This window comes from Streptomyces albiaxialis (assembly GCF_039530985.1).
Taxonomy (GTDB): domain Bacteria; phylum Actinomycetota; class Actinomycetes; order Streptomycetales; family Streptomycetaceae; genus Streptomyces; species Streptomyces albiaxialis.
Map to the genome: position 1 here is coordinate 354,159 of NZ_BAAAPE010000009.1, position 24,301 is coordinate 378,459.

Sequence of the window (24,301 nt, forward strand, 5' to 3'; positions counted from 1 at the left end):
TCTAGAACGGGGTCAGCGTGAGCGTGATGCTCTGCGGGGCCCCGTCCTCGATGTAGGAGGCGAAGCCGCCCACGTCGTCGAAGGCGAAGCCGTACGCCTTGCCGTCCTGGGTGGCCTCGTGCATGGCCTTCGCGTAGTGGTGGGTCAGGTCGCCCTGGTAGAAGCCTCCGGGGTCGTCGGTGGGCTGGCTCGCGTGGGCGGCGAGCGTCGTGCGGTTGAAGCCGGCGCCGAGGATCGCCGCGACGGGCCCGGTGACGCCGTCGTTGGGCGCGGCGAGGGTGCCGTCGCAGAACAGCACGTCCTTGGTGCTGGGCTTGTCGAAGGAGACCTCGCCGGGCCCGGTGAAGGCGAGCTTCCCGCCGCTGACCTTGCCGGTGAACTTGCCCGCGTTGGTGGTGACGGTGAGGTCCTTGCCCTCGTAGGTGCTCCAGACCTCGTCGATGTACGGGGCGAAGTAGTCCTCGGCGAAGAGGCCCGCGCCGATGCCGTGGCCCGGGGCGATGACGCGCTTGTCGTCGATGACGAGCTTGTCGAAGCCCTGGGCGCCCTTGACGGCCTCGAACACCTTGGCGCGGGCGCCGTCCTTGAGGGCGCCGGTCGTCTGGTCCTTGGCGCCCTTGAGCTGGATGGCGAGGGGCACGCTGAACATGTCGACCATGGTCGTGTTGCAGTACATGCCCTCGGGCTTGAAGGTGAACTCGGCGCAGTCGTGCATCACTCCGTGGTTCGGGTCGCCCTCGACCCAGCCCGCGGGGTAGGCGAGCGCGGCCTTGCCGTCGCCGTCCTCCACGGCCTTGATCTTGAGCTTGTCGCCGAGCGCGACATAGATCCGCCCGGACATGTGCGGGAGCTGGATCGTGGTGTCGCCGCCCCCGGCGAGCGGTATCGCGTAGTCGGTGAATCCGTCGCCTCCGTTGTCGGAGACGGCGACGGGCTTCAGCTCGCCCTCGGGGGTGACGCGGACCTGGTTGGTGCCGTCGTTGCCCACGATGTAGACGTAGATGGACTTGTTCTCGTACTCGCCCGTCTTGTTGACGATCGTGAGCGGCATTCCGGCCTTCGCCCGGCGGCCGGTGGTCCCGGCTCCCGCCTGGTTGACGATGAGCCCGGCGGCGGGCGCGGCGACGGCGGTGGCGGCTGCCGTACGCAGCAGGGTCCTGCGGCTGATCACTTGGAGGCACCTCCTGTGCGCTCGACGGAGACGGAGTCGACGAGCAGCGAGGCTCCCGGCTTCGTCGCCGCCGTGGGGGTCTTCTGGCCGGCGACACCGTCGGGGAACGCGCCGCCCATGGCGAGGTTGAGCAGGATGAAGTGGCCGTGGTGGGTGGCCTTGGCCCAGGTGTCGGCGTCCATGTCCGACTCCTTGACGGAGTGGAACTGCTGACCGTCCACGTACCAGCGCAGTTCCTCGGTGCCGCCGGAGCGGTCGAGTTCGAGCGCGTACTCGTGGAATTCCGACTGGCAGGTGTCACAGGGCCGCTCGGCCCCGATGCCCTGCGTCTCGTTGCAGGGGCCGCCGGGGTTGACGCCGCAGTGGAGGACGCCGTGGGTGGCCTTCTGGCCGTTGACGTTCTCCATGATGTCGAACTCGCCCACGCCGGGCCAGTTCTGGTAGTTGCCCCGGTAGGCGTCGCCGAGGGTCCAGAAGGCGGGCCAGTAGCCCAGCGCCTCCTCGCCGGAGACGTCGGGCAGCTTGAGCTTCGCGGCGATACGGAGCTTGCCGCCCTCGGGCGCCTCGAAGTCCGTGCGCTTGGTCTCGATGCGGCCCGAGGTCCAGTTCTCGCCGTTCTTCAACGCCGTGATCTTGAGGTGGCCCTCGCCGTCGAGCGAGAGGTTCGCCGGGTCCTTCGTGTACTCCTGGATCTCGCCGGTGCCCCAGTTGGCCGGGCCGCCGGGGTAGTTGTGCCCGGTGTCGATGATCCAGTCCTGGTCGGAGGGCAGCGAGCCGGCCTCGCCGTCGAAGTCGGTGCGCCAGACCTCCTCCATGACCTCGGCCTTCGTCCCGGACGAGCCGGATTCGGCCGCCTGGGCGTGCGGCAGCAGCAGGGCTCCGGCGGCGGCCAACGCGGTGGCGGCCGCGGCTCCCGCGACGGTTCGTCTCTTGAATCTCATCTTCCGCGCTCCTTGCGTGGGGGGATTGAGAGCGCTCTCACGTCATGGGCATGCACAGTGCCGATCCTTCGGAGTAGCGTCAAGCCCTTCCGGAAGAAAAGGAGTTCGAGGTGCACCGAAGTCGCGGTCCGCGCCCCACGCTGGAAGCCGTCGCGGCCCACGCGGGCGTCTCGCGCGCCACCGTCTCCCGCGTGGTCAACGGCGGCGCCGGAGTCCGTTCCGAGGTGCGGGAACGCGTCCGGGCCTCGGTCGACGCGCTGGGGTACGTGCCGAACAGCGCGGCCCGCAGCCTGGTCACCCGGCGCACCGGTGCCGTCGCCGTCGTCATCGCCGAACCGGAGAGCCGGGTCTTCTCCGACCCGTTCTTCTCCCGCCAACTGCGCGGAATCAGCCGCGAGCTGGCCGAACGCGACCTCCAGCTCCTGCTGATGTTCCTGGAGGAGCGCGGCGACAGCGCCCGCGTCAGCCGCTATCTGTCGGCGGGCCATGTGGACGGCGTCCTGATGTTCTCGCTGCACGGCGAGGAGCCGCCGCTCGGCGGCGCCGCCGAAGAGGCGGGGCTGCCGGTCGTGTTCGGCGGGCGCCCCGGCTGGCCCGGCGCGGCGGCGGACCCCGGACTGCTGTACGTGGACACGGACAACCGGGGCGGGGGGCGGCAGGCCGTCGCGCATTTGCTGGAGCGAGGGCGGCAACGGATCGGGGTCATCACCGGCCCCCTCGACCAGACCTCGGCGCTCGACCGCCTGGAGGGCGCCCGCGACGCGCTCGCGGCGGCCGGAGCCGCTCCCCCGCCCGCCCTCGACGGCCGCTTCACGGCGGAGGGCGGCGAACGCGCGATGGCCCGGCTCCTCGACGAGGAGCCCGGCCTGGACGCGGTCTTCGCCTGCTCGGACCTGATGGCCTCGGGCGCGATGCGGACGCTGCGGGCCCGAGGCCTACGGGTCCCGGCCGATGTCGCCGTCGTCGGCTACGACGACCTCGAACCCGCGTCCTGGGCGGACCCTCCGCTCACGACGGTCCGCCAGGACGTCGAGCGGATGGGCCGCATCATGGCCCGCTTGCTCCTGCGACGCCTCGCCCTGGAACCGGACGAAGCCTCGCCCTCACCGGTGGTGACCCCGGCACAACTGGTCATCCGCCAGTCGAGCTGAGCGCCCGGTCACGACACGTCGGGGCTTGCCTCTTCAGGGGCGCGGGGAACTGCGCGCCCAGCCACGACGCGGCGGCAGCCCGCGAAGCACAGCCCGGGGCACCCCGGGCGCGGCTCTTTCACCCGGGGCCCCCGGCACAGGGGGCTGCGCTTGCCAGCCCTGCGCCCTGCGCAGACCTCCCAAGCGCTGAGGGGGAAGCAAGGCTACGCTGTCAGCTCGTCGTAGACGCTCAGGACCTGGGCGACGGTGTCGTCCTCCGTCGGCCACGACTCCGCACGGGCGCGTCCCGCCGCCGCGAGGGCCTCGCGGCGGACGGGGTCCTCCAGCAGCGCGCGTACCGCCGAGGAGAGCGCGTCCGCGTCCCCGTACGGCACCAGTACGGCCGCGTCGCCGACGAGTTCGGGGATGCCGCCGACCTCGGTGGCGACCAGGGGGACGCCCCGGCTCAGCGCCTCCTGGGCGAGCGGCGAGCGGGAGTCCCAGCGCGTGGAGAGCAGCGCCACGTCGGCCCCCGCGAGCAGCCGCAGCGCGTCGTCCCGCCGCCCCAGGAGCCGTACGGGCAGCTCTTCCTCGTCGATACGGCGCTGGAGCGCGGCCCGTTCGGGGCCCTCGCCCGCGACGGCGAGCAGTGGCGGCGGGTCGAGGTCGCGCCAGGCGCGCGCGGCCGTGAGGACGGCGTCGTACGCCTGGTGCCGGTCGAGGCGGCCGACGGAGAGGACGAGGGGGCGGCCCACGGCGCCGATCTCGGCCCGCGCCTTGTGGCGCTGCGCCTCCGCGCGCGCGTCCCGTTCGGCCCGCGCGCCCTCCCCGTCGTCCTCGCCCTCCTCCCCCGTACAGTCGTCCGCCGCGTCGCGCGGGGCGGGGATGACGACGGGCGCGAGGCGGGCGTCGCGCGCGCCGCAGTCGCGGGCAGCGTCGACGAGGTCCGTGGTCACGCCGAGGACGACGGCCGCCGCGCGGGCGACCCGCCGCTTGAGGAGCCGCGCGAGCAGCGCGCGGGCCCCCTCGGCGTGCTCGGCGCCCTCGGCGCCGGGCAGCGGCTGGGTGTGCCAGGTGACGACGAGCGGCGTGCCGCGGCGGCGCCTGCCGAGCGCGAGCGCGGCGAGGAACCCGGCGCGCAGCCCGTGCGCGTGCACCAGGTCGGCGTCGGCGCAGAGTGTGCGCAGGCCCGCCACGGTCTCGCGCTCCGTACGTCCCGTGGCGGGCGCGAACCTGGCGCCCGTACCGGTGAGGGCGCGGGCCAGTTCCTCGTCCCCGGGGGCGCATACGGTCACCCGCACGCCCCGGGCGACGAGCCCCTCGGAGAGGGAGCGCACGTGTGCCACGGTCCGCGCGCCCGGTACGCCCCCGCCGCGGGTGAGGGAGCCGCCGCCGAGCACCTGGACGGCGTGCAGCGGGACGCGTCCGACGAGCGGCGGGGGCGGGGTGGCGGTGGGGGTCACGACAGGTCGGGCTCCAGATCGGCGTACAGCGGAGGTCGGCGTACAGCGGCGGGCGGACGGGCAACGGGTGGACGGACCGGCGGTGGACGGACGGGCAGGTGGACACCGGCTGCCGCACCCGGGTCCCGGTCCCGGCGAGTCCCCGGCAGGGTGACGCGGGCTCAGGGCCCGGCCCCACGGCCGTGGTTCGGATGTCCGGGTCCGCCCAGGATGCCAGGTGACGGCCGCGCGCCGCAGCGCCGTACGGACGGACCGGCGGCGCGTCGGGCCCGGCACGCCCGGAAAGTGCGCCCGGCGGCCCGTCGGCGGCCCGTCCGGGGTCCCCCGCACGAGCGAGGCCGCGTTCGCCGAGCGCGTACCGGTGTCCGGAGTCAGGACCCGGCGCGGGCCGCCTCCAGAAGCTCCTCGGCGTGCGCCCGCGCGAGCTGCGAGTCCTCCTGGCCCGCGAGCATCCGGGACAGCTCCCGCACCCGGTCCTCGCCCTCCATCGCCTGCACGCCGCTGCGCGTCACCGAGCCGTCGTCCGTCTTCTCCACGACGAGATGGCGGTCGGCGAAGGCGGCGACCTGCGGCAGATGGGTGACGACGACGACCTGCGCGGACTTGGCGAGCCGTGCCAGGCGCCGCCCGACCTCGACGGCGGCCTTGCCGCCGACGCCCGCGTCGACCTCGTCGAAGAGGTACGTGGGCACGGGGTCGGCGCCCGCGAAGACGACCTCGACGGCGAGCATCACCCGGGACAGTTCGCCGCCCGAGGCGCCCTTGGCGATGGGCCGGGGCTGCGCGCCCGGATGCGGGGTGAGCAGCAGTTCGACCTCGTCGGTGCCGTGCGGCCCGAAGGCGAGCGTACGGCCGTCGATCTCCAGCCCGTTCCCGTCCTCGGTGGACTCGGTGTGCTTGAGGTCGAAGGAGACCCGGGCGTGCGGCATGGCCAGCTCGGCCAGCTCCTCGGTGACCGCGTCCGCGAACCGCTTGGCGGCGTCCGCGCGGGCCTCGGTCAGGGCGCGGGCGTGCCCGGCGAGTTCGCCGCGCAGGGATTCGCGCTCGGCGGTCAGCTCGCCGATACGGTCGTCGTCGCCCTCCAGCTCGGCGAGCCGGGCGGCGCTCTGCTCGGCCCAGGCGAGGACGTCCGAGATGTCCTCGCCGTACTTCCGGGTGAGCTGGGTGAGGGCGGCGCGGCGCTCCTCGACGGCGGCGAGGCGGAGCGGGTCGGCGTCCAGGTCGTCGGCGTATCCGGCGAGTTCGCCGGCGACGTCGGAGAGCAGGATGTGCACCTCGCCGAGCCGGTCGGCGAGCGCGGCGAGGGACGGGTCGTGCGCCCGTACGGCCTCCAGCGCGCGGTGGGCGCCGCCGACGAGCGTGGCCGCGTCGACGCCCTCGGGGTCGGCGGGGTCGCCCGCGAGCGCCCCGTGCGCGGTCGTGGCGGCGGAGGCCAGCGCCTCGGCGTGGCCCAGCCGCTGGGCCTCGGCGGCGAGTTCGGTGTCCTCGCCGGGCTGGGGCTCGGCGGCGGCCACCTCGTCGATGCCGAAGCGCAGCAGATCGGCCTCCTGGGCGCGCTCGCGCGCCCGCGTGGTCAGCTCCTCCAGTTCGGCGGAGACGGCGCGCAGCCGCTTGTACGCCGCGCCGTAGGCGGCGAGCGGCACCGCGACGGCCTCGCCCGCGTACCGGTCGAGGGCCTCGCGCTGGCGGGCCGCGCGCAGCAGCCCCTGCTGGTCGGTCTGTCCGTGGACGGCCACGAGGTCGTCGCTCAGCTCCGCGAGCAGCCCGACCGGGACGGATCGTCCGCCGACGTGTGCGCGCGAGCGCCCCTCGGCGGAGACGGTGCGGCTGACGAGCAGCGCCGCTTCCTCGTCCCCGGACTCGTCGAGCTCGGCCCCGGCCTCCGCGGCGCGGCGGGCCGCGGGCGCGTCGGGCGGGACGACGATCCTCCCCTCGACGACGGCGGCCTTGGCACCGACCCGTACGAGCGCCGCGTCGGCACGCCCTCCGAGCAGCAGCCCGAGGCTCGTGACGACCATGGTCTTGCCCGCACCGGTCTCGCCGGTCACCGCGGTGAAGCCGGGGGACAGCTCGACGACGGCGTCGTCGATCACGCCCAGGGCCCTGATCCGCATCTCCTCCAACACGGATACGACCATACGAGGTTCCGCCACGATCCCCCCACCCCCGGTCGGAGTGGTGGCCCCGCGACGGCGGGACATAGGCCCCGTCGAGCGCGCAATGACCACATCTCCCACAGCCTCACCAGGGGCACAGGTGATCGGTTCCGTCCGAAAGTGGCCCGTCGGCGTCCGTCGGCGGTCCGTCAGCGGTCCGCCCCGTACTAGCGGGGAGCGCCCCGCCAGCCCGAGACCGGCAGCGCGAACTTCGCCACCAGGCGGTCGGTGAATGAGGCGTGGTGCAGCCGCGCAAGCCGTACGGGCACGGCCCCGCGCCGCACCTCCACACGCGCCCCGGGCGGCAGGTCGACGCTGCGCCGCCCGTCCGCCCACAGCACGCCGTGCGGCGTCTGGGGCTGGACCTCGACGGCGAGCACCGAGTCGGGTGAGACCACCAGCGGCTTGGCGAAGAGCGCGTGGGCGCTGATCGGCACCATCAGCAGCGCCTCGACCTCGGGCCATACGACGGGGCCGCCGGCCGAGAACGCGTACGCGGTCGAGCCGGTCGGGGTCGCGCACACGACGCCGTCGCCGCCGAAGCTGGAGACCGGGCGGCCGTCGACCTCGGTGACGACCTCCAGCATCCGCTCGCGCGCGGCCTTCTCGACCGAGACCTCGTTCAGCGCCCAGTCGGTGTGCGCCACGCGGCCGTCCTCGCGGACCAGCACGTCGATGGTCATCCGCTCCTCGACCTCGTACGCGCGCGTCACCACGCGGTCCACGACCTTGTCGAGGTCGTCGCGCTCGGCCTCCGCGAGGAAGCCGATCCGGCCGAGGTTCACGCCGAGCATCGGCACGCCCGAGGCCCGCGCGAACTCGGCGCCGCGCAGCAGCGTCCCGTCGCCGCCGAGCACGACCAGCAGCTCGCAGCCCTCCGCCGCGTCGGGCTTGGCGTCGACGGCCTCCACCGACTCCGGCAACGGCAGGTCGACGGCCTCCTCGGCGAGCACCCGCACCCCGATACCGCAGCGCAGGAGGCCCTGCACGACCAGTTCGGCGCTGCGGACGGCCGCCGGTCTTCCGGTGTGCGCGAGGAGGAAGACCGTGCGCTCCTGGTCGCATGCTGTCACTTGGGCCCCTCCGCTACAGCTCGCTCGACATCCGCCGGGTCGAGGTCGGGCGCCCCGGCGCGCAGCCACAGAAAGTACTCGACGTTCCCCGAGGGGCCCGGCAGCGGGCTCGCGATCACGCCAAGCGCGCCGAGCCCGTGCGTGGCGGCGTGCCCGGCGACCGTGCGCACCGCCTCGGCACGCAGCGCGGGGCTGCGGACGACGCCGCCGCTGCCCAGCCTCTCCTTGCCGACCTCGAACTGCGGCTTGACCATCAGCACCAGGTCGGCGTCGGGCGCCGCGCAGCGCACCAGCGCGGGCAGCACGAGGCCCAGCGGGATGAATGACAGATCGCCGACGACGAGGCCGACGGGCTCGCCGACGTCCTCCAGGGTCAGCTCCCGCACGTTCGTACGGTCCCTGACGGTGACGCGGGAATCGCTCTGCAGGGACCAGGCGAGCTGCCCGTACCCCACGTCGACGGCGACGACGTGTCCGGCCCCGGCGCGCAGCAGGACGTCGGTGAAGCCGCCGGTGGAGGCGCCCGCGTCCAGGGCGCGGCGGCCCTCGACGCGCAGGCCGCGCGGCACGAAGGCGTCGAGGGCGCCCGCGAGCTTGTGGCCGCCCCGCGAGACGTAGCCGGGGTCGCCCGGGTCCTCCTTGACGACGAGCGCGGCGCTGGTCTCCACCTGGGTGGCGGCCTTCGCGGCGATGTTGCCGCCGACGGTGACCCGTCCCGCGGCGATCAACTGGCCCGCGTGCTCGCGCGAACGGGCCAGCTTGCGGCGCACCAGCTCCGCGTCGAGTCGGCGTCGTGCCACTGCCACGTCTCAGCTCCGGGGTCGGGGGTCGTCGAGGGAGGCCAGCGTCTCGCGCAGTCCTCTGTGCACATCCTCGTACACCTCCAGGTGGCCGCCGACCGCGAGGTGGTCGGCGTCCTCCAGCCGCCGGAGCGCGGCGTCGACGGGGCCGTTCCCGGTCGGGGTGACGGTGACGCCCAAGGGGCGCGGACCGTCGTCCGGCTCCGCCTGCTCCGGTCCCGCCTGTTCCGGTTCCGGTTCGCCTTCGGGCACCTCGTCGGGGGGCAGCTCGCTCATGGTCCCGACGCTACCGCGCACCACTGACTTTCCCGCTCACCGGACAGGAGCTGCCCCTTGCCGTGCGTTGCGGACTGCGGCTGCGCGGTGGCTGGTCGCGCAGTTCCCCGCGCCCCTGAAGCCGCCCCTCCGGGGCGTGCTTCGGGGCACCCTGCCGATGCCGGGCGGGCTCAGGACAGAGGGCGCGCCCTTGCTGCTGGGACCACCAACGGAGTTCCCGTCTCCGGGTCGTCGATGACGCGGCACGGCATGCCGAAGACCTCTTCCACCAGGTCGGCGGTGACCACGTCGCCGGGCGGGCCCTCGGCGACCACGCTGCCGCCCTTCATCGCGATCAGGTGGGTCGCGTAACGGGCCGCGTGGTTGAGGTCGTGCAGGACGGCGACGAGGGTGCGGCCCTCCTCCTCGTGGAGCCGGGCGCACAGGTCGAGGACCTCGATCTGGTGCGCGATGTCGAGGTACGTCGTCGGCTCGTCGAGCAGCAGCAGCGGGGTCTGCTGGGCGAGCGCCATCGCGATCCACACGCGCTGGCGCTGGCCGCCGGACAATTCGTCGACATAGCGCTCGCCGAGGTCGCCGACGCCGGTGGCCTCCATCGACTCCTCGACGACCCGCTCGTCCTCCTTCGACCACTGCCGCAGCAGCCCCTGGTGCGGGTAGCGGCCGCGCGCGACGAGGTCGCCGACGGTGATGCCGTCCGGCGCGATCGACGACTGCGGCAGCAGGCCGAGCGTGCGGGCGAGGGCCTTGGCGTGCATGCCCGCGATGTCCGAGCCGTCCAGCAGCACCGAGCCCCGCGTGGGCTTGAGCATCCGGGAGAGGGCACGCAGCAGCGTGGACTTGCCGCAGGCGTTGGGCCCGACGACGACCGTGAACGACCGGTCGGGCACGGCGACGTTCAGCTCTTCCGCGATGGTGCGCTGGTCGTAGCCGAGGGTGAGGTCCCGGCCCACGAGACGGGGCCCGGCCCCCGCGCCCTCGGCCACCGGCGTTTCCGTCGAGTCGGTCTTCGTGCCCGTCATATCCGTCCAGCCTTACGTTCCGTGGCCAGCAGCCACACCAGATATCCGCCGCCCAGTACGCCCGTGACCACGCCGACCGGGAGCTGGTGGTCGCCGAAGGCGCGCTGGGCCGCGAGGTCGGCCGCCATGAGCAGGGCGGCTCCCATGCACATCGAGGGCAGCAGGTTCGGCCCCGGGCTCCTGGTGATCCGCCGGGCGAGCTGCGGTGCTGTGAGGGCCACGAAGGCGACGGGCCCGGCCGCCGCCGCGGAGAGCGCGACCAGCAGCACGGCGGCGGCCAGCAGCGTGAGCCGTACGCGTTCGACGCGTACGCCCAGGGCGTTCGCGGCGTCGTCGCCCATCTCCATCATCCGCAGGGCGCGCCCGCAGCCGAGGAGGATCAGCGGGACGAGCACCGCCATCGCGCCGAGCAGCGGCAGCGCGTCGTCCCAGCCGCGGCCGTCGAGGCTGCCGGTCATCCAGAGCACGGCGCGCGAGGCCTCGGCGATCTGGGCCCGGGTGATCAGGAAGCTGTTGACGCCGGTGAGGATCGCGGCGACGCCCACGCCGACGAGGACGAGGCGGTAGCCGTGCATGCCGCGCCGCCAGGCCAGCCCGTAGACGAGGAGGCCCGTCACGGCGCCGCCGAGCGCGGCGCCGACCGCGAGGCCCGCGCTGCCGCCGCCCATCAGCACGATGACGACGAGCGCGCCGGTCGCCGAGCCGTGGGTGAAGCCCAGCATGTCGGGGCTGCCCAGCGGGTTGCGGACGACGGACTGGAAGACCGCGCCCGCCAGGCCCAGCGAACAGCCGACGAGCAGCGCGGTGGCGACGCGGGGCAGCCGCAGCTCGTTGACGATGAACGCGTCGGCGGGGTTGCCCTGCCCGGCGAGCGTACGGATCACGTCGCCGGGGGCCATGGGGTATTCGCCGCTGCCGATCGCGAAGACCGCGACGACGAGCGCGACGAGGGCGCAGCCCAGCCCGACGAGCAGCGCGCGGGGGCGGAGGGTGACGGAGAGGCCGCCCCCGGTCCGTATGACGCTCATGCCGGGACCACCCGCCTGCGCCGCACGAAGTAGAGGAAGAAGGGGCCGCCGAGGATCACCGTGACGATGCCGACCTGGAGTTCGGCGGGCCGTCCCGCGACGCGGCCGAGCACGTCGGCGCCCAGCAGCAGCACGGGCGCGAGGACCGCGCAGTACGGCAGCATCCAGCGCTGGTCGGGCCCGGTCAGCGAGCGCACCATGTGCGGCACCATCAGGCCGACGAAGACGATCGGCCCGCAGGCGGCGGTCGCGGCGCCGCACAGCAGCGTCACGGCGACGATGGCCACGGCGCGGGTGCGCGCGGGGCGCGAGCCGAGGGCGCGCGCCGAGTCGTCACCGAGCGCCAGCGCGTTGAGCGGGCGGGCCAGCGCGAGGGCGCACAGCGCGCCGACGACGATGAACGGCGCGGCCTGCGCCACCGTCGAGTCCTGTGCCCGCGCGAGCGAGCCGACGGTCCAGAAGCGCATCCGGTCCAGCGAGGCGGTGTCGAGGAGCTGGACGGCGTTGACGTACGAGATCAGCGCGGCGTTGAGCGCGGTGCCCGCCAGTGCGAGGCGCGCGGGGGTCGCGCCGCGCCCGCCGCCGACCGCGTAGACGAGCACGGAAACGGCGGCGGCGCCGAGGAAGGCGAAGCCGATGTACCCCGTGTAGCCGGAGACGCCGAAGAAGGAGATCGCGGTCACGACGGCAGCGGCGGCGCCCGCGTTGATGCCGAGGATGCCGGGGTCGGCGAGCGGGTTGCGGGTGAGCGCCTGCATCACGCCGCCCGCGAGCCCGAGCGCGACGCCGACGAGCAGCCCGAGCAGGGTGCGCGGCAGCCTCATCTCGTGCACGACGGCGTACGAGGACGAGCCGCTGTCGACGAGTCCGCTCCACGCCTCGCCCAGCGAGAGCTGTCGGGCGCCGACGGCGAGGCTCAGGAAGACGACGAGCAGCAGCAGGAGGAGGGCGGCGAGAAGTCCGGCCGTACGACGCACCGGACGCGCCGGACGCGCCGGGCCTCCTGCGGCGTCCTGCCCGGTCTCCCCTGAGGTCCCCGGGGGCGGGGATTCCGGTGGGGACTTGGTGAGAGTCACGTGCGGGCTCCGGTCGGGGCCGGGGGAGCGGGCCCCGGCCGCTGGACAACAACGGTTTTGGTTAGGTTAGCCTAACCATCGATTCGGCCATATGGCCGCCCCGTCAGCACGTCGAGAGAAGGCCGCTCCATGTCCCGCTCGCCCCGTTCCTCCCAGCTCTCCCGCCGCGGGATCCTCGCCGCCGGCGGCGCCGTCGGCATCGGCGCCCTGCTCGCCGCCTGCGGCAACGAGAAGGCCGGGTCCGGCTCGGGCGGCGGCGAGGGCGGCGCGTGGTCCTTCACCGACGACCGCGGCAAGAAGGTCAGCCTGAAGTCGTCCCCGGAGCGCATCGTCGCCTACACCGGAACGGCCGCCGCGCTCTGGGACTTCGGCATCCGCGACCGGATCGTCGGCGTCTTCGGCCCCACCAAGCGGAAGAACGGCAAGCCGGACGTCATCGCGGGCGAGCTGGACGTCGACAAGCTGGAGATCATCGGCAACTCCTTCGGCGAGTTCGACATCGAGAAGTACGCCAAGACGCGGCCCGAGGTCCTGATCACCAACATGTACGTCAAGGACGCGCTCTGGTACGTCCCGGACGAGAGCAAGGACAAGATCCTCAAGCTCGCGCCCGCCGTCGCGATGCAGGCCGCCGAGGTCTCGATGGTGAAGTCGATCGAACGGTTCGCGAAGCTCGCCGAGTCGCTGGGCGCGGACCTCAAGTCGAAGTCCGTCACCGACGCCAAGGCCCGCTTCGAGAAGGCGTCCGCCAAACTGCGCGCGGCCGCCAAGTCGAGCGGCGGGCTGCGCGTGATGGCCGCCTCCGCCACCGCCGACCTGCTCTACGTCTCGGACCCGAACGCGAACGCCGACCTGAAGTACTTCAAGGAGCTGGGCGTCGACTTCATCGTCCCCAAGAAGGTCAGCAAGCAGGGCTTCTACGAGGAGCTGAGCTGGGAGAACGCCGACAAGTACAAGGCCGACCTGATCATTCTCGACAACCGCACCCAGTCGCTCCAGCCCGGCGCGCTCAAGTCCAAGCCGTCCTGGGGCGAACTGCCCGCCGTCAAGGCCGGCCAGGTCGCCGAGTGGCTGACCGAGCCGCGCTTCTCGTACGCGGGCGCCGCGCCGCTCGTCGAGGACCTCGCCAAGGCCGTCGACAAGGCCAAGAAGGTCCGCTGACCCCCTCCAGAAGGAGACCGCACATGAGTACAGCGCCCGCAGCCGAGAAGGTCGTCCCGTTCGAGTTCTTCGACGTCCACGTCGTACGGACGCGACGGCTGAGCCCCGCGATGCTGCGGGTCACGTTCGGCGGAGAGCGCCTGGGCGACTTCGCCTCGGGCGGCCGGGACCAACGCTTCAAACTCTTCCTGCCGCGGCCGGGGCAGGAAGCGCCGCTGGTTCCCACGCACGCGGGCGAGAACTGGTTCGCGGAGTGGCGCGCGATGGACCCCGCCGAGCAGTCCCTGATGCGGTCGTACACGGTGCGGGAGCAGCGTGAGGACGAGGTCGACGTCGACTTCGCGATGCACGGCGAGCCGGGCGTGGACGAGGGCCCGGCCACGCGCTGGGCCCGCGAGGCCCTTCCCGGCGCCCGCGCGATACTGCTCGGGCCCGTCGTAGCGGACAACGGCGGCGTCGACTTCCGCCCGCCGGAGGGCACCGACTGGATCCTCCTGAGCGGCGACGAGACGGCGCTGCCCGCGATCGCCGCGACACTGGAACAGTTGCCCGAGGACACGCGAGTACGGGCGTGGATCGAGGTCCCGTCCCGCGCGGACGTCCAGGAACTGCGGGCCCCCGCCGACGCGGAGGTCGTGTGGCTCGTGCGCGACGAGACGGCGAAGTCCCGCGCGGAGCTGGTCCTCGACGCGATCGCCGAGGCGGAGTTCCCGCCGGGCACGCCGTACGCCTGGATCGCCGGCGAGTCCAACACCGTCAAGATGCTCCGCCGCCACCTCATCCGCAAACGGCGCCTCGCCCGCGGGTCCATCACCTTCACGGGCTACTGGCGCCTGGGCGCCACGGAAGAGCAGTTGGTAGCCGAAGCCCTCTCCGAGTCCTGACCAACCCTCCGCTTCTCCCTTCCGCGAAGCTCGGGAGGTCTGCGCGTGGGGGTACCTCCCTGCTCGAAGAGCTTGGGGGAGCAGGGCTGGCAAGCGCAGCCCACTTCGCCGGGTGCCCCGCGTGCAAGAGCCGCACCCGGGGTGCCCCGGGCTGTGCTTCGCGGGCTGCGGATGCGTCGTGGCCGGGCGCGCAGTTCCTCGCGCCCCCTATAGGGCGTACCCGGCGCGGCTCCGCGCAGGCACGCGCCCGTCAGAGGCCCAGTCGGGCCAGGGCCTTGCCCGGGTCGAGGGCGCGGGGATCCGTCCACGCCGCCGCGCACAGCGCACGGAGGCCGTCCAACGGGTCCCCCGAACCGTTCAGTTCGAGCTCGGAGCCAGTAGCCGTCGCCGTCCAGCCCTCACACACGAAGCCCTCTGCAAGAGCTCTCACCTCGGGATGAGGCACCAGCAGCCCCCTCAAGTCCCGAGCCACAAAAGTCGGACGGCACTCGGGGCCCGCGGCCAGGAGCTGGGCCGCGTCCGTGACCCCGGTCAGGACCAGGAGCGAGTCGACACCCCCCGCGTACGCCCCCTCGATGTCCGTATCCAGCCGGTCCCCCACCACAAGCGGGCGCCGAGCCCCCGTACGCAGAATCGACTCCCGGTGCATCGGCGGCAGCGGCTTGCCCGCGACCCGCGGCTCCGGCGCGGGCCGCACCGCCCGCGTCGCGATGCGGACGACCTCGACGGCGGCCCCGTTCCCCGGCGCGATCCCCCGCCCACTCGGAATAGTCAGGTCCGTGTTCGACGCGTACCAGCGCACTCCCCGCTGCACCGCGACCGCCGCCTCCATCAGCCGTTCCCACGGCATGCCGGGCCCGCCGTATCCCTGGACGACGGCGGCGGGCCCGTCGTCGGCCGACTCCACGACGCGCAGCCCGCGTTCCTCCAGCGCGACCCGCAGCCCTTCGGCCCCGATGGCCAGGACGGGCGCGCCCGGCGGCACGTCCTCGGCGATGAGGCGCGCGACCGCCTGCGCGGAAGTGATGACGTCCTCGGGCTCGGCCGGGACGCCCAGCTCCGTCAGATGCGCGGCCACGGTCCGCGGAGTGCGCGCGGCGTTGTTCGTCACGTACGCCAGTCCGAGCCCGCGCCCCCGCGCGCCCTCCAGCGCGCGCACCGCGTGCGGCACGGCCTCGCCCCCGGCGTACACGACCCCGTCCAGGTCCAGCAGCGCCGTGTCGTACGCCTCGGCGAGCGGGCGTTCGCTCGCGCCCGTACGGGTGCGCGGCGGGGCGTCGCCGACCGGTTCGTCGGGGGTCGGGGAGGTGCCGGAGGCACTGCGCATGGTCGTTCGCTCCTCGCGCCATTTACGGCGTAAACGTCTGTCGTACGCCCCCGATCCTCCCTCATCCGTGGATGCTCCTGGCCCGACTCCCTGCGCCCCCCGTGCCCCGCTCCACTCCCCCGCGGGCACGGGCATAGCATGCTCGAATGACCGCTGAGGGCCTCAGACTCACCCCGTTCCGCGGGCTGCGCTACGCACCCGAGAGGGTCAGCAGCCTCGCCGCCGTGACCTCCCCGCCGTACGACGTGGTGGTCCGGCCCGACGGCCTGCGGCACCTGGAGACGGCCGATCCGTACAACATCGTCCGGCTGATCCTCCCCCAGGCCGCCGACCCGGCCACCCGGCACCGCCAGGCCGCGGAGACCCTGCGCCGCTGGCGGACCGACGGCGTCCTCGCGCCCGACCCCGAGCCCGCGCTCTACGTGTACGAGCAGCGCAAGGGGGAGCTGCTCCAGCGCGGCCTCATCGGCGCCCTGTCCCTGTCCCCTCCCGAGGACGGCATCGTCCTCCCCCACGAGGAGGTGATAGCTGAGGTCGTCGAGGACCGCGCAGCTCTGATGCGCGAGACCGCCGCTAATCCGGAGCCGCTGCTGCTCTCCTACCGCAGCCGCGGCACCGCCACCGGAGCGACCGCCGTCATCGAGCGCACGACGCGCGGGACGCCGCTCATGGAGACGACGACAGAGGACGGTTTCTCGCACCGCCTGTGGGCGGTCACGGACCCGGCCGAGCTGGCGGAGGTCGACGCGGACCTGTCGCACCAGCGGGCCCTGATCGCCGACGGGCACCACCGCTGGGCGACGTATCTGCGGCTGCGCGCCGAGCACTCGGCGGACGCGCGCGGCGTCTCCTCGCCCTGGAACTACGGGCTGGTCCTGCTGGTCGACACCGCGCGCTATCCGCTCCAGGTGCGCGCCATCCACCGGGTGCTGCCCCGGCTCACGCTGCGGCAGGCCCTGGAGATGCTCGACATGACGGACAGTTTCCGCGTCCGCCCGGTCGAGGGCCCGCTGTCCCGGGCGATGGAGGAGCTGGAACGGACGCCGGGGAACGCGTTTCTGATCACCGAGGGCGACGGGGCCTTCCACCTGCTCGACCGCCCCTCCTCCCGGCTGCTGGACCTCACGATCCCGGAGGACCGCCCCGAGACCTGGAGACGGCTGGACGCGACGGTGCTGCACTCGGCGCTGCTCGACGAGGTCTGGAAAATCCCGGACCACCCGTCCGAGATCGGCTACATCCACCACACCGAGGCGGCGGTCGAGCAGGCCGCGCACCACGGCGGGGTCGCCGTGCTGCTGCGCCCCGTGCTGGAGGACACCGTGCGGTCGCTGGCGGAGCAGGGCGTCACCATGCCGCGCAAGTCGACGTCGTTCGGCCCGAAACCGGCCACGGGACTCGTGCTGCGCACCGTGGACACGGACGCCGCCTGAGCGCCGCCTGAGCGCCACCCGGGGGCGCGCCGCCCGAGCCGTCCCGGAGGGCTCTCCTCCGGTTAGCCCCTCCCCCGGGTCCCCCCCCGACCCGCGATCTAGTTAGGCTAGCCTTACCTAACCGTGCCGCGAGCGCGGTCAGGTCTGCTATGCCCGCGTCAGGGAGGACCCTTACCCATGAGCAGCAGGGCACACCTGCTCAACGACAGGACGGCGGAGCACTACCGGCGTTCCCTCACCGACGGAGTCGGGAGGGTGGCCGACCGACTGGCCCGTACGGAGCGCCCGTTCACCGGCGTCACACCCGCCGAGCTGGCCCCCGCCGTCTCCTCGATCGACCTGGACCAGCCGCTCCAGGACCCCGGAGCGGCCCTCGACGAGCTGGAGGACGTCTACCTCCGCGACGCCGTCTACTTCCACCACCCCCGCTACCTCGCCCATCTCAACTGCCCGGTCGCCATACCGGCCGTGCTCGGCGAGGCGGTCCTCGCGGCCGTCAACTCCTCGCTGGACACCTGGGACCAGAGCGCGGGCGGCACCCTCATCGAGCGCCGCCTGATCGACTGGACGGCGGGGCGCATCGGGCTCGGCAAGGCCGCCGACGGCATCTTCACCAGCGGCGGCACCCAGTCCAACCTCCAGGCCCTGCTCCTCGCCCGCGAGGAGGCCTGCCGCCTGGTCCGCAAGAACTCCGAGACCGCGCAGCCGACCTCGGCCATCCTGCCCCGGCTCCGTGTCCTCGCCTCCGAGTGCGGCCACTTCAGCGTCGAGAAGGCCGCGCGCCTCCTCGGCCTCGGCCCCGAGGCGGTCATTCCGGTCCCCTGCGACCGCGACCGCCGCATGCGGGCCTCCGCGCTCGAACAGGAGCTGGCCCGCTGCGCCGAGGAGGACCTCGTCGTCATGGCCGTCGTCGTCACGGCGGGCACCACGGACTTCGGCAGCATCGACCCGCTCCCCCAGGTCGCCGCGCTCTGCGAGGCCGCCGGCGTCTGGATGCACGTGGACGCGGCCTACGGCTGCGGACTGCTGGTCTCCCCGCGCCGCGGCCACCTCCTGGCGGGCATCGAACGGGCCGACTCGGTCACGGTCGACTACCACAAGTCGTTCTTCCAGCCCGTCAGTTCGAGCGCGGTTCTCGTCCGCGACCGCTCCACGCTCCGCCATGTCACGTACCACGCCGACTACCTCAACCCGGCGCGCAGCGTGGCGGAGCGCATCCCCAACCAGGTCGACAAGTCGATCCAGACCACGCGCCGCTTCGACGCGCTCAAGCTCTGGATGACGCTGCGCGTGATGGGAGCCGACACCGTGGGCGAACTCTTCGACGAGGTCGTCGACCGCGCCGCCGACGCCTGGCGGCTCCTCGACGCCGACCCCCGCTACGAGGTCGTCACCGAGCCCCAGCTCTCCACCCTCGTCTTCCGCTACGTCCCCGAGGACGCAGCGGGCATCCCGGACTCCCTTGTCGACAAAGCCAATCTGCACGCCCGCGAGGCCCTCTTCGCCTCCGGCGACGCCGTCGTCGCGGGCACGGTCGTCGACGGCCGCCACCACCTCAAGTTCACCCTGCTCAACCCGGAGACCACGCTCGACGACATCGCCGTCGTGCTCGACCTCCTCGCGGGCCACGCCGAGAGCTTCCTCGCCCCCGCCCGTAGGGCCTGAGCACCCGCTCCCCCACTCCCCGGAACCTCACTCCCCGGACCCTCACTCCCCGGACCCTCACTCCCGAACCCTCACCTCACGGAGCCCCACGTGACCACCCCGTCCCCCCACGGCCCCGCCGAATCGCCCGTACGCGACTTCGTCGCCATCGGCCTCGGCCCGTTCAACCTGGGCCTCGCCTGCCTGACCGAGCCGGTGCCCGGCCTCGACGGCGTCTTCCTCGACGACAAACCGGACTTCACCTGGCACCCGGGGATGCTCCTGGAGGACAGCACGCTCCAGACCCCGTTCCTCTCCGACCTGGTCACGCTCGCCGACCCGACCTCGCCGTACTCCTTCCTCAACTACCTCAAGGAGTCCGGGCGCCTCTACCCGTTCTACATACGGGAGAGCTTCTATCCGCTCCGCGCCGAATTCAGCGACTACTGCCGCTGGGCCGCGCACCGCCTCGGCGACGCCGTCCGCTTCTCCCACCGCGTCACCGAGGTCACCCACGACGAGGCCACCGGCCTGTACACCGTGCACGCCGACGACCTCGCCGCGGGCGTACGCCGTACGTTCCACGCCCGCAAGCTCGTCCTCGGCACCGGCACCGGCACCCCGCCCCACATCCCGGACACCTGCCGCGGCCTCGGCGGCGACCTGGTCCACAACTCCCGCTACCTGGAGGAGAAGGAAGCCCTCCGGCGCAAGCGCAGCATCACCCTCGTCGGCAGCGGCCAGAGCGCCGCGGAGATCTACTACGACCTGCTCCAGGACATCGACACCGCGGGCTACGCCCTCACCTGGGTCACCCGCTCCCCCCGCTTCTTCCCCCTCGAATACACCAAGCTCACCCTGGAGATGACCTCCCCGGAGTACATCGACTACTTCCACTCCCTCCCGCCGGGCACCCGCGACCGCCTCGTCGCCTCACAGAAGAACCTCTACAAGGGCATCAACTCCGAGCTGATCGACGCGATCTTCGACCTGCTCTACACCAGGAGCCGCACCGGCCCCTGCCCCACCCGCCTCATGACGAACACGGCACTCACCGACGCCACGTACGACGAGACGGACGGCACCTACACCCTCGGGCTCCGCCAGGAGGAGCAGAAACAGGACTTCACCCTCACCACCGAGGGCCTCGTCCTCGCCACCGGCTACCGCTACCGGCGCCCCGCCTTCCTCGACCCGGTCGCCGACCGCATCGCCTGGGACGACCACGGCCGCTTCGCCGTACGCCGCGACTACAGCACCGACCTCGCGGGCGACGAGATCTACGTCCAGAACGCCGAGCTGCACACCCACGGCTTCGCCGCCCCCGACCTCGGCATGGCCGCCTACCGCAACTCCTGCATCATCCGCGCCCTCACCGGCCGCGAGGTCTACCCCGTCGAGCGGTCCATCGCGTTCCAGGACTTCGCGGCGGTGGCCTCATGACACCGGCGGCCGACGCCCCCTTCTTCACCCGCGAGGACCCGGCGCTGGGCACCTTCGCGCTGCGCCCCGTCGACCCGCTCACCGACAGCGAACTGCTGCACGCCTGGGTCACGCACCCGAAGTCCGCGTTCTACCTGCTCCAGGACGCCTCGCTCTGCGAGGTCGAACGCGAGTTCATGAGCATCGCGGCCTCCCCGCACCACGACGCCTTCCTCGGACTCCACGACGGCGCGCCCGCCTTCCTCATGGAGCGCTACGACCCGGTGTACGTCGAGCTGCCCGGCCTCTACCCGCACGAGGAGGGCGACGTCGGCATGCACTTCCTGTGCGCCCCGACGGACACCCCCGTCCACGGCTTCACCCGCGCGGTGATCACCACGGTGATGGCGGCGCTCTTCGCCGACCCGTCCGTGCGCCGGGTCGTCGTCGAGCCCGACGTCCGCAACACCTCCGTGCACGCCCTCAACGAGGCCGTCGGTTTCCGCGTCGACTCGACCCTCACCAAGCCCGAGAAGGAAGCCCTCCTCAGCTTCTGCACCCGCGAGCAGTTCCAGGCCGCGACCGAAGAGAGCCTCATATGACGACCCCCCGCCCCCTCGCCCCGCAGGACGCCGTCGCGCACCTCACCCCCGAGCGCTGGGAACGCGCGACCCGGCTGCTGATCCGCAAGGCCCTCGCCGAGTTCACCCACGAGCGGCTGCTCACCCCCGAGCCCGTCGACGGCGCCCCGGGCCACTGGACGGTCCGCAGCGACGACGGCGCCACCACGTACCGCTTCACCGCGCGCCGCTACGCGCTGGACCACTGGCAGGTCGCGGCCGACAGCATCACCCGCCACCGCGACGGCACCCGGCTCCCGCTCGACGCGCTCGCGTTCCTCACCGAGCTGCGCGGCTCCCTGGGCCTGAGCGAGGAGATCCTGCCCGTCTACCTGGAGGAGATCAGCAGCACCCTCGCCGGCACGGCGTACAAACTCGCGGCCCCGCACATCAGCGCCGCGTCCCTGGCCGCCTCGGACTTCCAGACCATCGAGACCGGCATGACCGAGGGCCACCCCTGCTTCGTCGCCAACAACGGGCGGCTCGGCTTCGACATCGCCGAGTACCGCGCGTACGCCCCCGAGACCGCGACGCCCGTACGGCTGATCTGGGTCGCGGCCCACCGCTCCCGCGCGACCTTCACCGCCAGCCCCGACATCGGCTACGACAAGCTCATCCTCTCCGAGCTGTCGGCGCCCACCCTGCGCCGCTTCTCGGCCACGTTGGCGGAGCAGGGGCTGGACATGGACGAGTACGTCCTCATCCCCGTCCACCCCTGGCAGTGGTGGAACAAACTCTCCGTCACCTTCGCCGCAGAGGTCGCCCAGCGCCACCTCGTCTGCCTCGGCCACGGCGACGACGAACACCTCGCCCAGCAGTCCATCCGTACCTTCTTCAACACCGGCAACCCGCACAAGCACTACGTCAAAACGGCGCTGTCCGTCCTCAACATGGGCTTCCTGCGCGGCCTCTCCGCCGCCTACATGGAGGCGACCCCGGCCATCAACGACTGGCTCGCCGACCTCGTCGCCGAGGACGAGGTCCTCCAGGACACCGGCCTCGCCGTCCTGCGCGAACGGGCAGCGGTCGGCTACCACCCGGCCCCGTACGAGGCGGCGGCACCGAAGGGCTCCCCGTACCTCAAGATGCTCGCGGCCCTGTGGCGCGAGAGCCCCGTCCCGCACCTGGCCGAGGGCGAACGCCTGGCGACGATGGCCTCGCTCCTGCACACCGACCGCGAGGGCAACTCCTTCGCCGCGGCCCTCATCGACCGCTCGGGCCTGGAGCCGCGGGAGTGGCTGCGCCGCTACCTGAACGCCTACCTCACCCCGCTCCTCCACTGCTTCTACGCCTACGACCTGGTCTTCATGCCGCACGGCGAGAACGTCATCCTCGCCCTCGACGAGCACGGCACCCCCCGCCGCGCCTTCTTCAAGGACCTGGCCGAGGAGATAGCCGTCATGAACGCGGAGACGGTCCTGCCTCCCCAGGTCGAACGCATCCGCGCCGACGTCCCCGAGGACATGAAGGTCCTCTCCCTCTTCACGGACGTCTTCGACTGCTTCTTCCGCTTCCTGAGCGCCACCCTCGCCGAGGCGGACGCCATGGACGAGGACACGTTCTGGTCGACGGTCGCCGCGTGCGTACGGGACTACCAGGAGTCGGCCCCGCACCTGGCCGACCGCTTCGCACGCTACGACCTGTTCGCGGAGGAGTTCGCCCTCTCCTGCCTCAACAGGCTCCAGCTCCGCGACAACCAGCAGATGGTCGACCTCCAGGACCCCGCAGGCGCCCTCCAGCTCACGGGCACCCTGAGGAACCCCCTGGCGGCGTACCGGCCCTGACGCACCCATACGAAAGGGGCGGCCGGCCCGGTGTTCCCCACCGGGGCCGGCCGCCCCTTTCGTACTCTCTCAGCTCTGCGCGTCGTCCTGGCCGTCCTCGGCGTCCTCGGCGTCCTCATCGAGGGCGTCGATGAACTCGACACCGTCCAGCTCGGCCAGCCGGTCCGACGCGTCGGTCAGCCCCTTCTGGTCGGCCTCCAGCGCCTTCGCGAACCACTCGCGGGCCTCGCTCTCGCGCCCGACGGCCAGCAGCGCGTCGGCGTACGCGTACCGCAGCCGCGCCGTCCACGGCTGCACAGAGTTCGACGCCAGCTCCGGGCTCTGCAGCGTCACGACGGCCGCGTCGGCCTGCCCCATGTCACGCCGTGCCCCGGCCGCCACCAGCCGCATCTCGACCTGGCCGGCCTTGTCCAGCTTCTGCACCTCGGGCTCGCCCGCCATGGCCAGCGCCTTCTCCGGCCGCCCCATGCCCCGCTCGCAGTCGGCCATCACCGGCCACAGGTGCTGCAGCCCGGTCATCCGCCGCGCGGCCCGGAACTCGGCCAGCGCCTCCGCGTACTTCTCCACCCCGTACGCGGCGAAGCCCGCCGCCTCCCGTACGGACGGCACGCGCGAGGCCAGCCGCAGCGCGATCTTGGCGTACCCGTACGCCTGCTCCGGCTCCTCGTCGAGCAGCCGCGCGACCATGACCAGGTTCTTCGCGACGTCCTCGGCGAGCGTCTTCGGCAGGCTCATCAGCTCCTGCCGGACATCCTTGTCGAGCTCGTCACCCGTGATGTCCTCGTCGATCGGCAGCCGCCGCAGCGGCTCACGGTCGTGCGGCCGCTCCCGCCCCCCGCGCGGGCCGCGGTCACGGTCGTCCCTGCGGAAGGACCCGCCGCCACGCCGGTCCCGGTCGCGGTCGCGATCACGGTCCCGGAAGCCACCACCGCGCCGGTCGTCCCGACGGTCGTCGCGCCGCGGCCTGTCGTCACGCTGGGGACGGTCGTCACGTCGCGGCGGCCGGTCGTCACGCCCACGACCGCCGGCGCTCTGGCCGTACGGCCGTCGCCCGCCGCGGTCGTCCTCGCGACGCGGCCGGTCACGGTCCCTGTCGTCCCGCCGGTACGGCGCCCGCTCGCGCCGCTCACCATCCCGCTCGCGCCGGTCACGGTCGCGGTCCCGATCGCGGAACCCGCCCGTACGCGGCCGGCTGTCCCGGCGCTCGTCACGCCGCTCATTCCGGCGGTCGCCCCCACGCGGCCGGTCGCCACGGGGACGCTCGCCCCGCGAGTCGTCACGCCGGTCATCACGCCGGGGACGGTCATCACGCCGGGGACGGTCGTCGCGCCGATCGTCCCGGCGGTCATCGCGCCGGTCGTCACGCCGAAATCCCCCACGGCCTCCGCGCCCCCCGTCCTCACGGCGGGGGCCCCGGAAACGGTCGTCATTCCGGCGCGGCCCCGACTGCGTGTGCCGGGGACGACGCTCGGGACGATCGCGATCGTCGGGAGAGTTGCTGGACATCGACGTGACTCCTGTCTTCGAGTGCTGCACTCATTCTCGCGCAGCCACCCATGGGGCGCTCTTCAGAAAGAACCAAAAAAAGCCCTTGGCCTTCAGCGTGCGTGCGCTGAAGGCCAAGGGCCTCAAAGATTGTTCGGCGGCGTCCTACTCTCCCACACGCTCCCGCATGCAGTACCATCGGCGCTGAAAGGCTTAGCTTCCGGGTTCGGAATGTAACCGGGCGTTTCCCTCACGCTATGGCCACCGAAACTCTATTCGGTACACCGGGATACAGAGATCCCGGTTCCCAGAGTTAGCGAACAAGCACACTCTTCAATTTGAATGCGGTTGTTGTCTCAGAACCTACACAGTGGACGCGAGCATCAATGGACAAGCCCTCGGCCT

The 24,301-nt window shown here is 72.8% G+C and carries 21 protein-coding genes and 1 rRNA gene; 8 read left to right on the top strand and 14 right to left on the bottom strand.

Going from position 1 to position 24,301, the window contains the following annotated elements:
- Position 1: 1 nt before the first annotated feature.
- Positions 2-1,171 (bottom strand): beta-1,3-glucanase family protein, encoded by a 1,170-nt coding sequence (locus ABD343_RS19670; RefSeq protein ID WP_344529921.1) that lies wholly within the window; start codon positions 1,169-1,171, stop codon positions 2-4.
- The gene (locus ABD343_RS19675) at positions 1,168-2,112 is read right to left on the bottom strand and encodes a glycoside hydrolase family 16 protein (protein ID WP_344529923.1); all 945 of its coding nucleotides are present in this window, start codon (positions 2,110-2,112) and stop codon (positions 1,168-1,170) included. Before ABD343_RS19675 ends, ABD343_RS19670 begins: the two co-directional genes overlap by 4 nt.
- A gap of 110 nt (positions 2,113-2,222) precedes the next feature.
- Between ABD343_RS19675 and ABD343_RS19680 the strand changes: the two genes are divergently transcribed.
- Complete coding sequence (locus tag ABD343_RS19680; RefSeq protein WP_344529925.1) at positions 2,223-3,263, top strand: LacI family DNA-binding transcriptional regulator; 1,041 nt, start codon at positions 2,223-2,225, stop codon at positions 3,261-3,263.
- A gap of 203 nt (positions 3,264-3,466) precedes the next feature.
- On the opposite strand, the gene ABD343_RS19685 is transcribed toward ABD343_RS19680, so the two are convergent.
- The 8 genes from ABD343_RS19685 to ABD343_RS19720 all read right to left on the bottom strand — a co-directional run bounded on the left by ABD343_RS19685 (position 3,467) and on the right by ABD343_RS19720 (position 12,136).
- Positions 3,467-4,705: a glycosyltransferase family 4 protein gene (locus tag ABD343_RS19685; protein WP_344529927.1), complete on the bottom strand. Its 1,239-nt coding sequence runs from the start codon at positions 4,703-4,705 to the stop codon at positions 3,467-3,469.
- A 371-nt stretch (positions 4,706-5,076) separates the two neighbouring features.
- Positions 5,077-6,843 (bottom strand): DNA repair protein RecN, encoded by a 1,767-nt coding sequence (recN, locus tag ABD343_RS19690; protein WP_344529929.1) that lies wholly within the window; start codon positions 6,841-6,843, stop codon positions 5,077-5,079.
- 185 nt (positions 6,844-7,028) lie between these two features.
- Positions 7,029-7,934, bottom strand: a complete 906-nt coding sequence (locus ABD343_RS19695; RefSeq protein WP_344529931.1) for an NAD kinase — start codon at positions 7,932-7,934, stop codon at positions 7,029-7,031.
- On the bottom strand, positions 7,931-8,734 hold the full coding sequence (locus ABD343_RS19700; RefSeq protein WP_344529998.1) for a TlyA family RNA methyltransferase: 804 nt from the start codon (positions 8,732-8,734) through the stop codon (positions 7,931-7,933). Before ABD343_RS19700 ends, ABD343_RS19695 begins: the two co-directional genes overlap by 4 nt.
- A 9-nt stretch (positions 8,735-8,743) precedes the next feature.
- Complete coding sequence (locus ABD343_RS19705; RefSeq protein WP_344529933.1) at positions 8,744-9,010, bottom strand: hypothetical protein; 267 nt, start codon at positions 9,008-9,010, stop codon at positions 8,744-8,746.
- A 170-nt stretch (positions 9,011-9,180) separates the two neighbouring features.
- A complete protein-coding gene (locus ABD343_RS19710; protein ID WP_344529935.1) occupies positions 9,181-10,032 on the bottom strand; it encodes an ABC transporter ATP-binding protein in 852 nt (283 codons plus the stop codon).
- Entirely contained in the window at positions 10,029-11,060 is a 1,032-nt protein-coding gene (locus ABD343_RS19715; protein WP_344529937.1) for a FecCD family ABC transporter permease, read from the bottom strand. Before ABD343_RS19715 ends, ABD343_RS19710 begins: the two co-directional genes overlap by 4 nt.
- On the bottom strand, positions 11,057-12,136 hold the full coding sequence (locus ABD343_RS19720; protein WP_425578223.1) for a FecCD family ABC transporter permease: 1,080 nt from the start codon (positions 12,134-12,136) through the stop codon (positions 11,057-11,059). Before ABD343_RS19720 ends, ABD343_RS19715 begins: the two co-directional genes overlap by 4 nt.
- Before the next feature lie 129 nt (positions 12,137-12,265).
- Between ABD343_RS19720 and ABD343_RS19725 the strand changes: the two genes are divergently transcribed.
- On the top strand, positions 12,266-13,297 hold the full coding sequence (locus ABD343_RS19725) for an ABC transporter substrate-binding protein (protein WP_344529938.1): 1,032 nt from the start codon (positions 12,266-12,268) through the stop codon (positions 13,295-13,297).
- 23 nt (positions 13,298-13,320) lie between these two features.
- On the top strand, positions 13,321-14,181 hold the full coding sequence (locus ABD343_RS19730; RefSeq protein WP_344529940.1) for a siderophore-interacting protein: 861 nt from the start codon (positions 13,321-13,323) through the stop codon (positions 14,179-14,181).
- 250 nt (positions 14,182-14,431) lie between these two features.
- On the opposite strand, the gene ABD343_RS19735 is transcribed toward ABD343_RS19730, so the two are convergent.
- A complete protein-coding gene (locus ABD343_RS19735) occupies positions 14,432-15,508 on the bottom strand; it encodes an HAD hydrolase-like protein (protein ID WP_344529942.1) in 1,077 nt (358 codons plus the stop codon).
- Between the two features lie 146 nt (positions 15,509-15,654).
- Between ABD343_RS19735 and ABD343_RS19740 the strand changes: the two genes are divergently transcribed.
- The 5 genes from ABD343_RS19740 (at position 15,655) to ABD343_RS19760 (ending at position 22,411) form a co-directional block, all read left to right on the top strand.
- On the top strand, positions 15,655-16,941 hold the full coding sequence (locus tag ABD343_RS19740; protein WP_344529944.1) for a DUF1015 family protein: 1,287 nt from the start codon (positions 15,655-15,657) through the stop codon (positions 16,939-16,941).
- 177 nt (positions 16,942-17,118) lie between these two features.
- Entirely contained in the window at positions 17,119-18,606 is a 1,488-nt protein-coding gene (locus ABD343_RS19745) for a pyridoxal phosphate-dependent decarboxylase family protein (protein WP_344529946.1), read from the top strand.
- A 90-nt stretch (positions 18,607-18,696) separates the two neighbouring features.
- Positions 18,697-20,028: a lysine N(6)-hydroxylase/L-ornithine N(5)-oxygenase family protein gene (locus tag ABD343_RS19750; protein WP_344529948.1), complete on the top strand. Its 1,332-nt coding sequence runs from the start codon at positions 18,697-18,699 to the stop codon at positions 20,026-20,028.
- Complete coding sequence (locus tag ABD343_RS19755; protein ID WP_344529950.1) at positions 20,025-20,609, top strand: GNAT family N-acetyltransferase; 585 nt, start codon at positions 20,025-20,027, stop codon at positions 20,607-20,609. Before ABD343_RS19750 ends, ABD343_RS19755 begins: the two co-directional genes overlap by 4 nt.
- The gene (locus ABD343_RS19760) at positions 20,606-22,411 is read left to right on the top strand and encodes an IucA/IucC family protein (RefSeq protein WP_344529952.1); all 1,806 of its coding nucleotides are present in this window, start codon (positions 20,606-20,608) and stop codon (positions 22,409-22,411) included. The genes ABD343_RS19755 and ABD343_RS19760 overlap by 4 nt, the downstream gene beginning before the upstream one ends.
- A gap of 69 nt (positions 22,412-22,480) precedes the next feature.
- Here ABD343_RS19760 and ABD343_RS19765 read toward each other — a convergent pair whose 3' ends face one another.
- The 3 genes from ABD343_RS19765 to rrf all read right to left on the bottom strand — a co-directional run bounded on the left by ABD343_RS19765 (position 22,481) and on the right by rrf (position 24,165).
- Positions 22,481-23,206, bottom strand: coding sequence for a tetratricopeptide repeat protein (locus ABD343_RS19765; protein ID WP_344530002.1), 726 nt, complete (start codon positions 23,204-23,206; stop codon positions 22,481-22,483).
- Positions 23,146-23,775, bottom strand: coding sequence for a hypothetical protein (locus ABD343_RS19770; protein WP_344530004.1), 630 nt, complete (start codon positions 23,773-23,775; stop codon positions 23,146-23,148). The genes ABD343_RS19765 and ABD343_RS19770 overlap by 61 nt, the downstream gene beginning before the upstream one ends.
- Before the next feature lie 273 nt (positions 23,776-24,048).
- Positions 24,049-24,165 (bottom strand): 5S ribosomal RNA (rrf, locus tag ABD343_RS19775).
- Positions 24,166-24,301 lie beyond the last annotated feature (136 nt).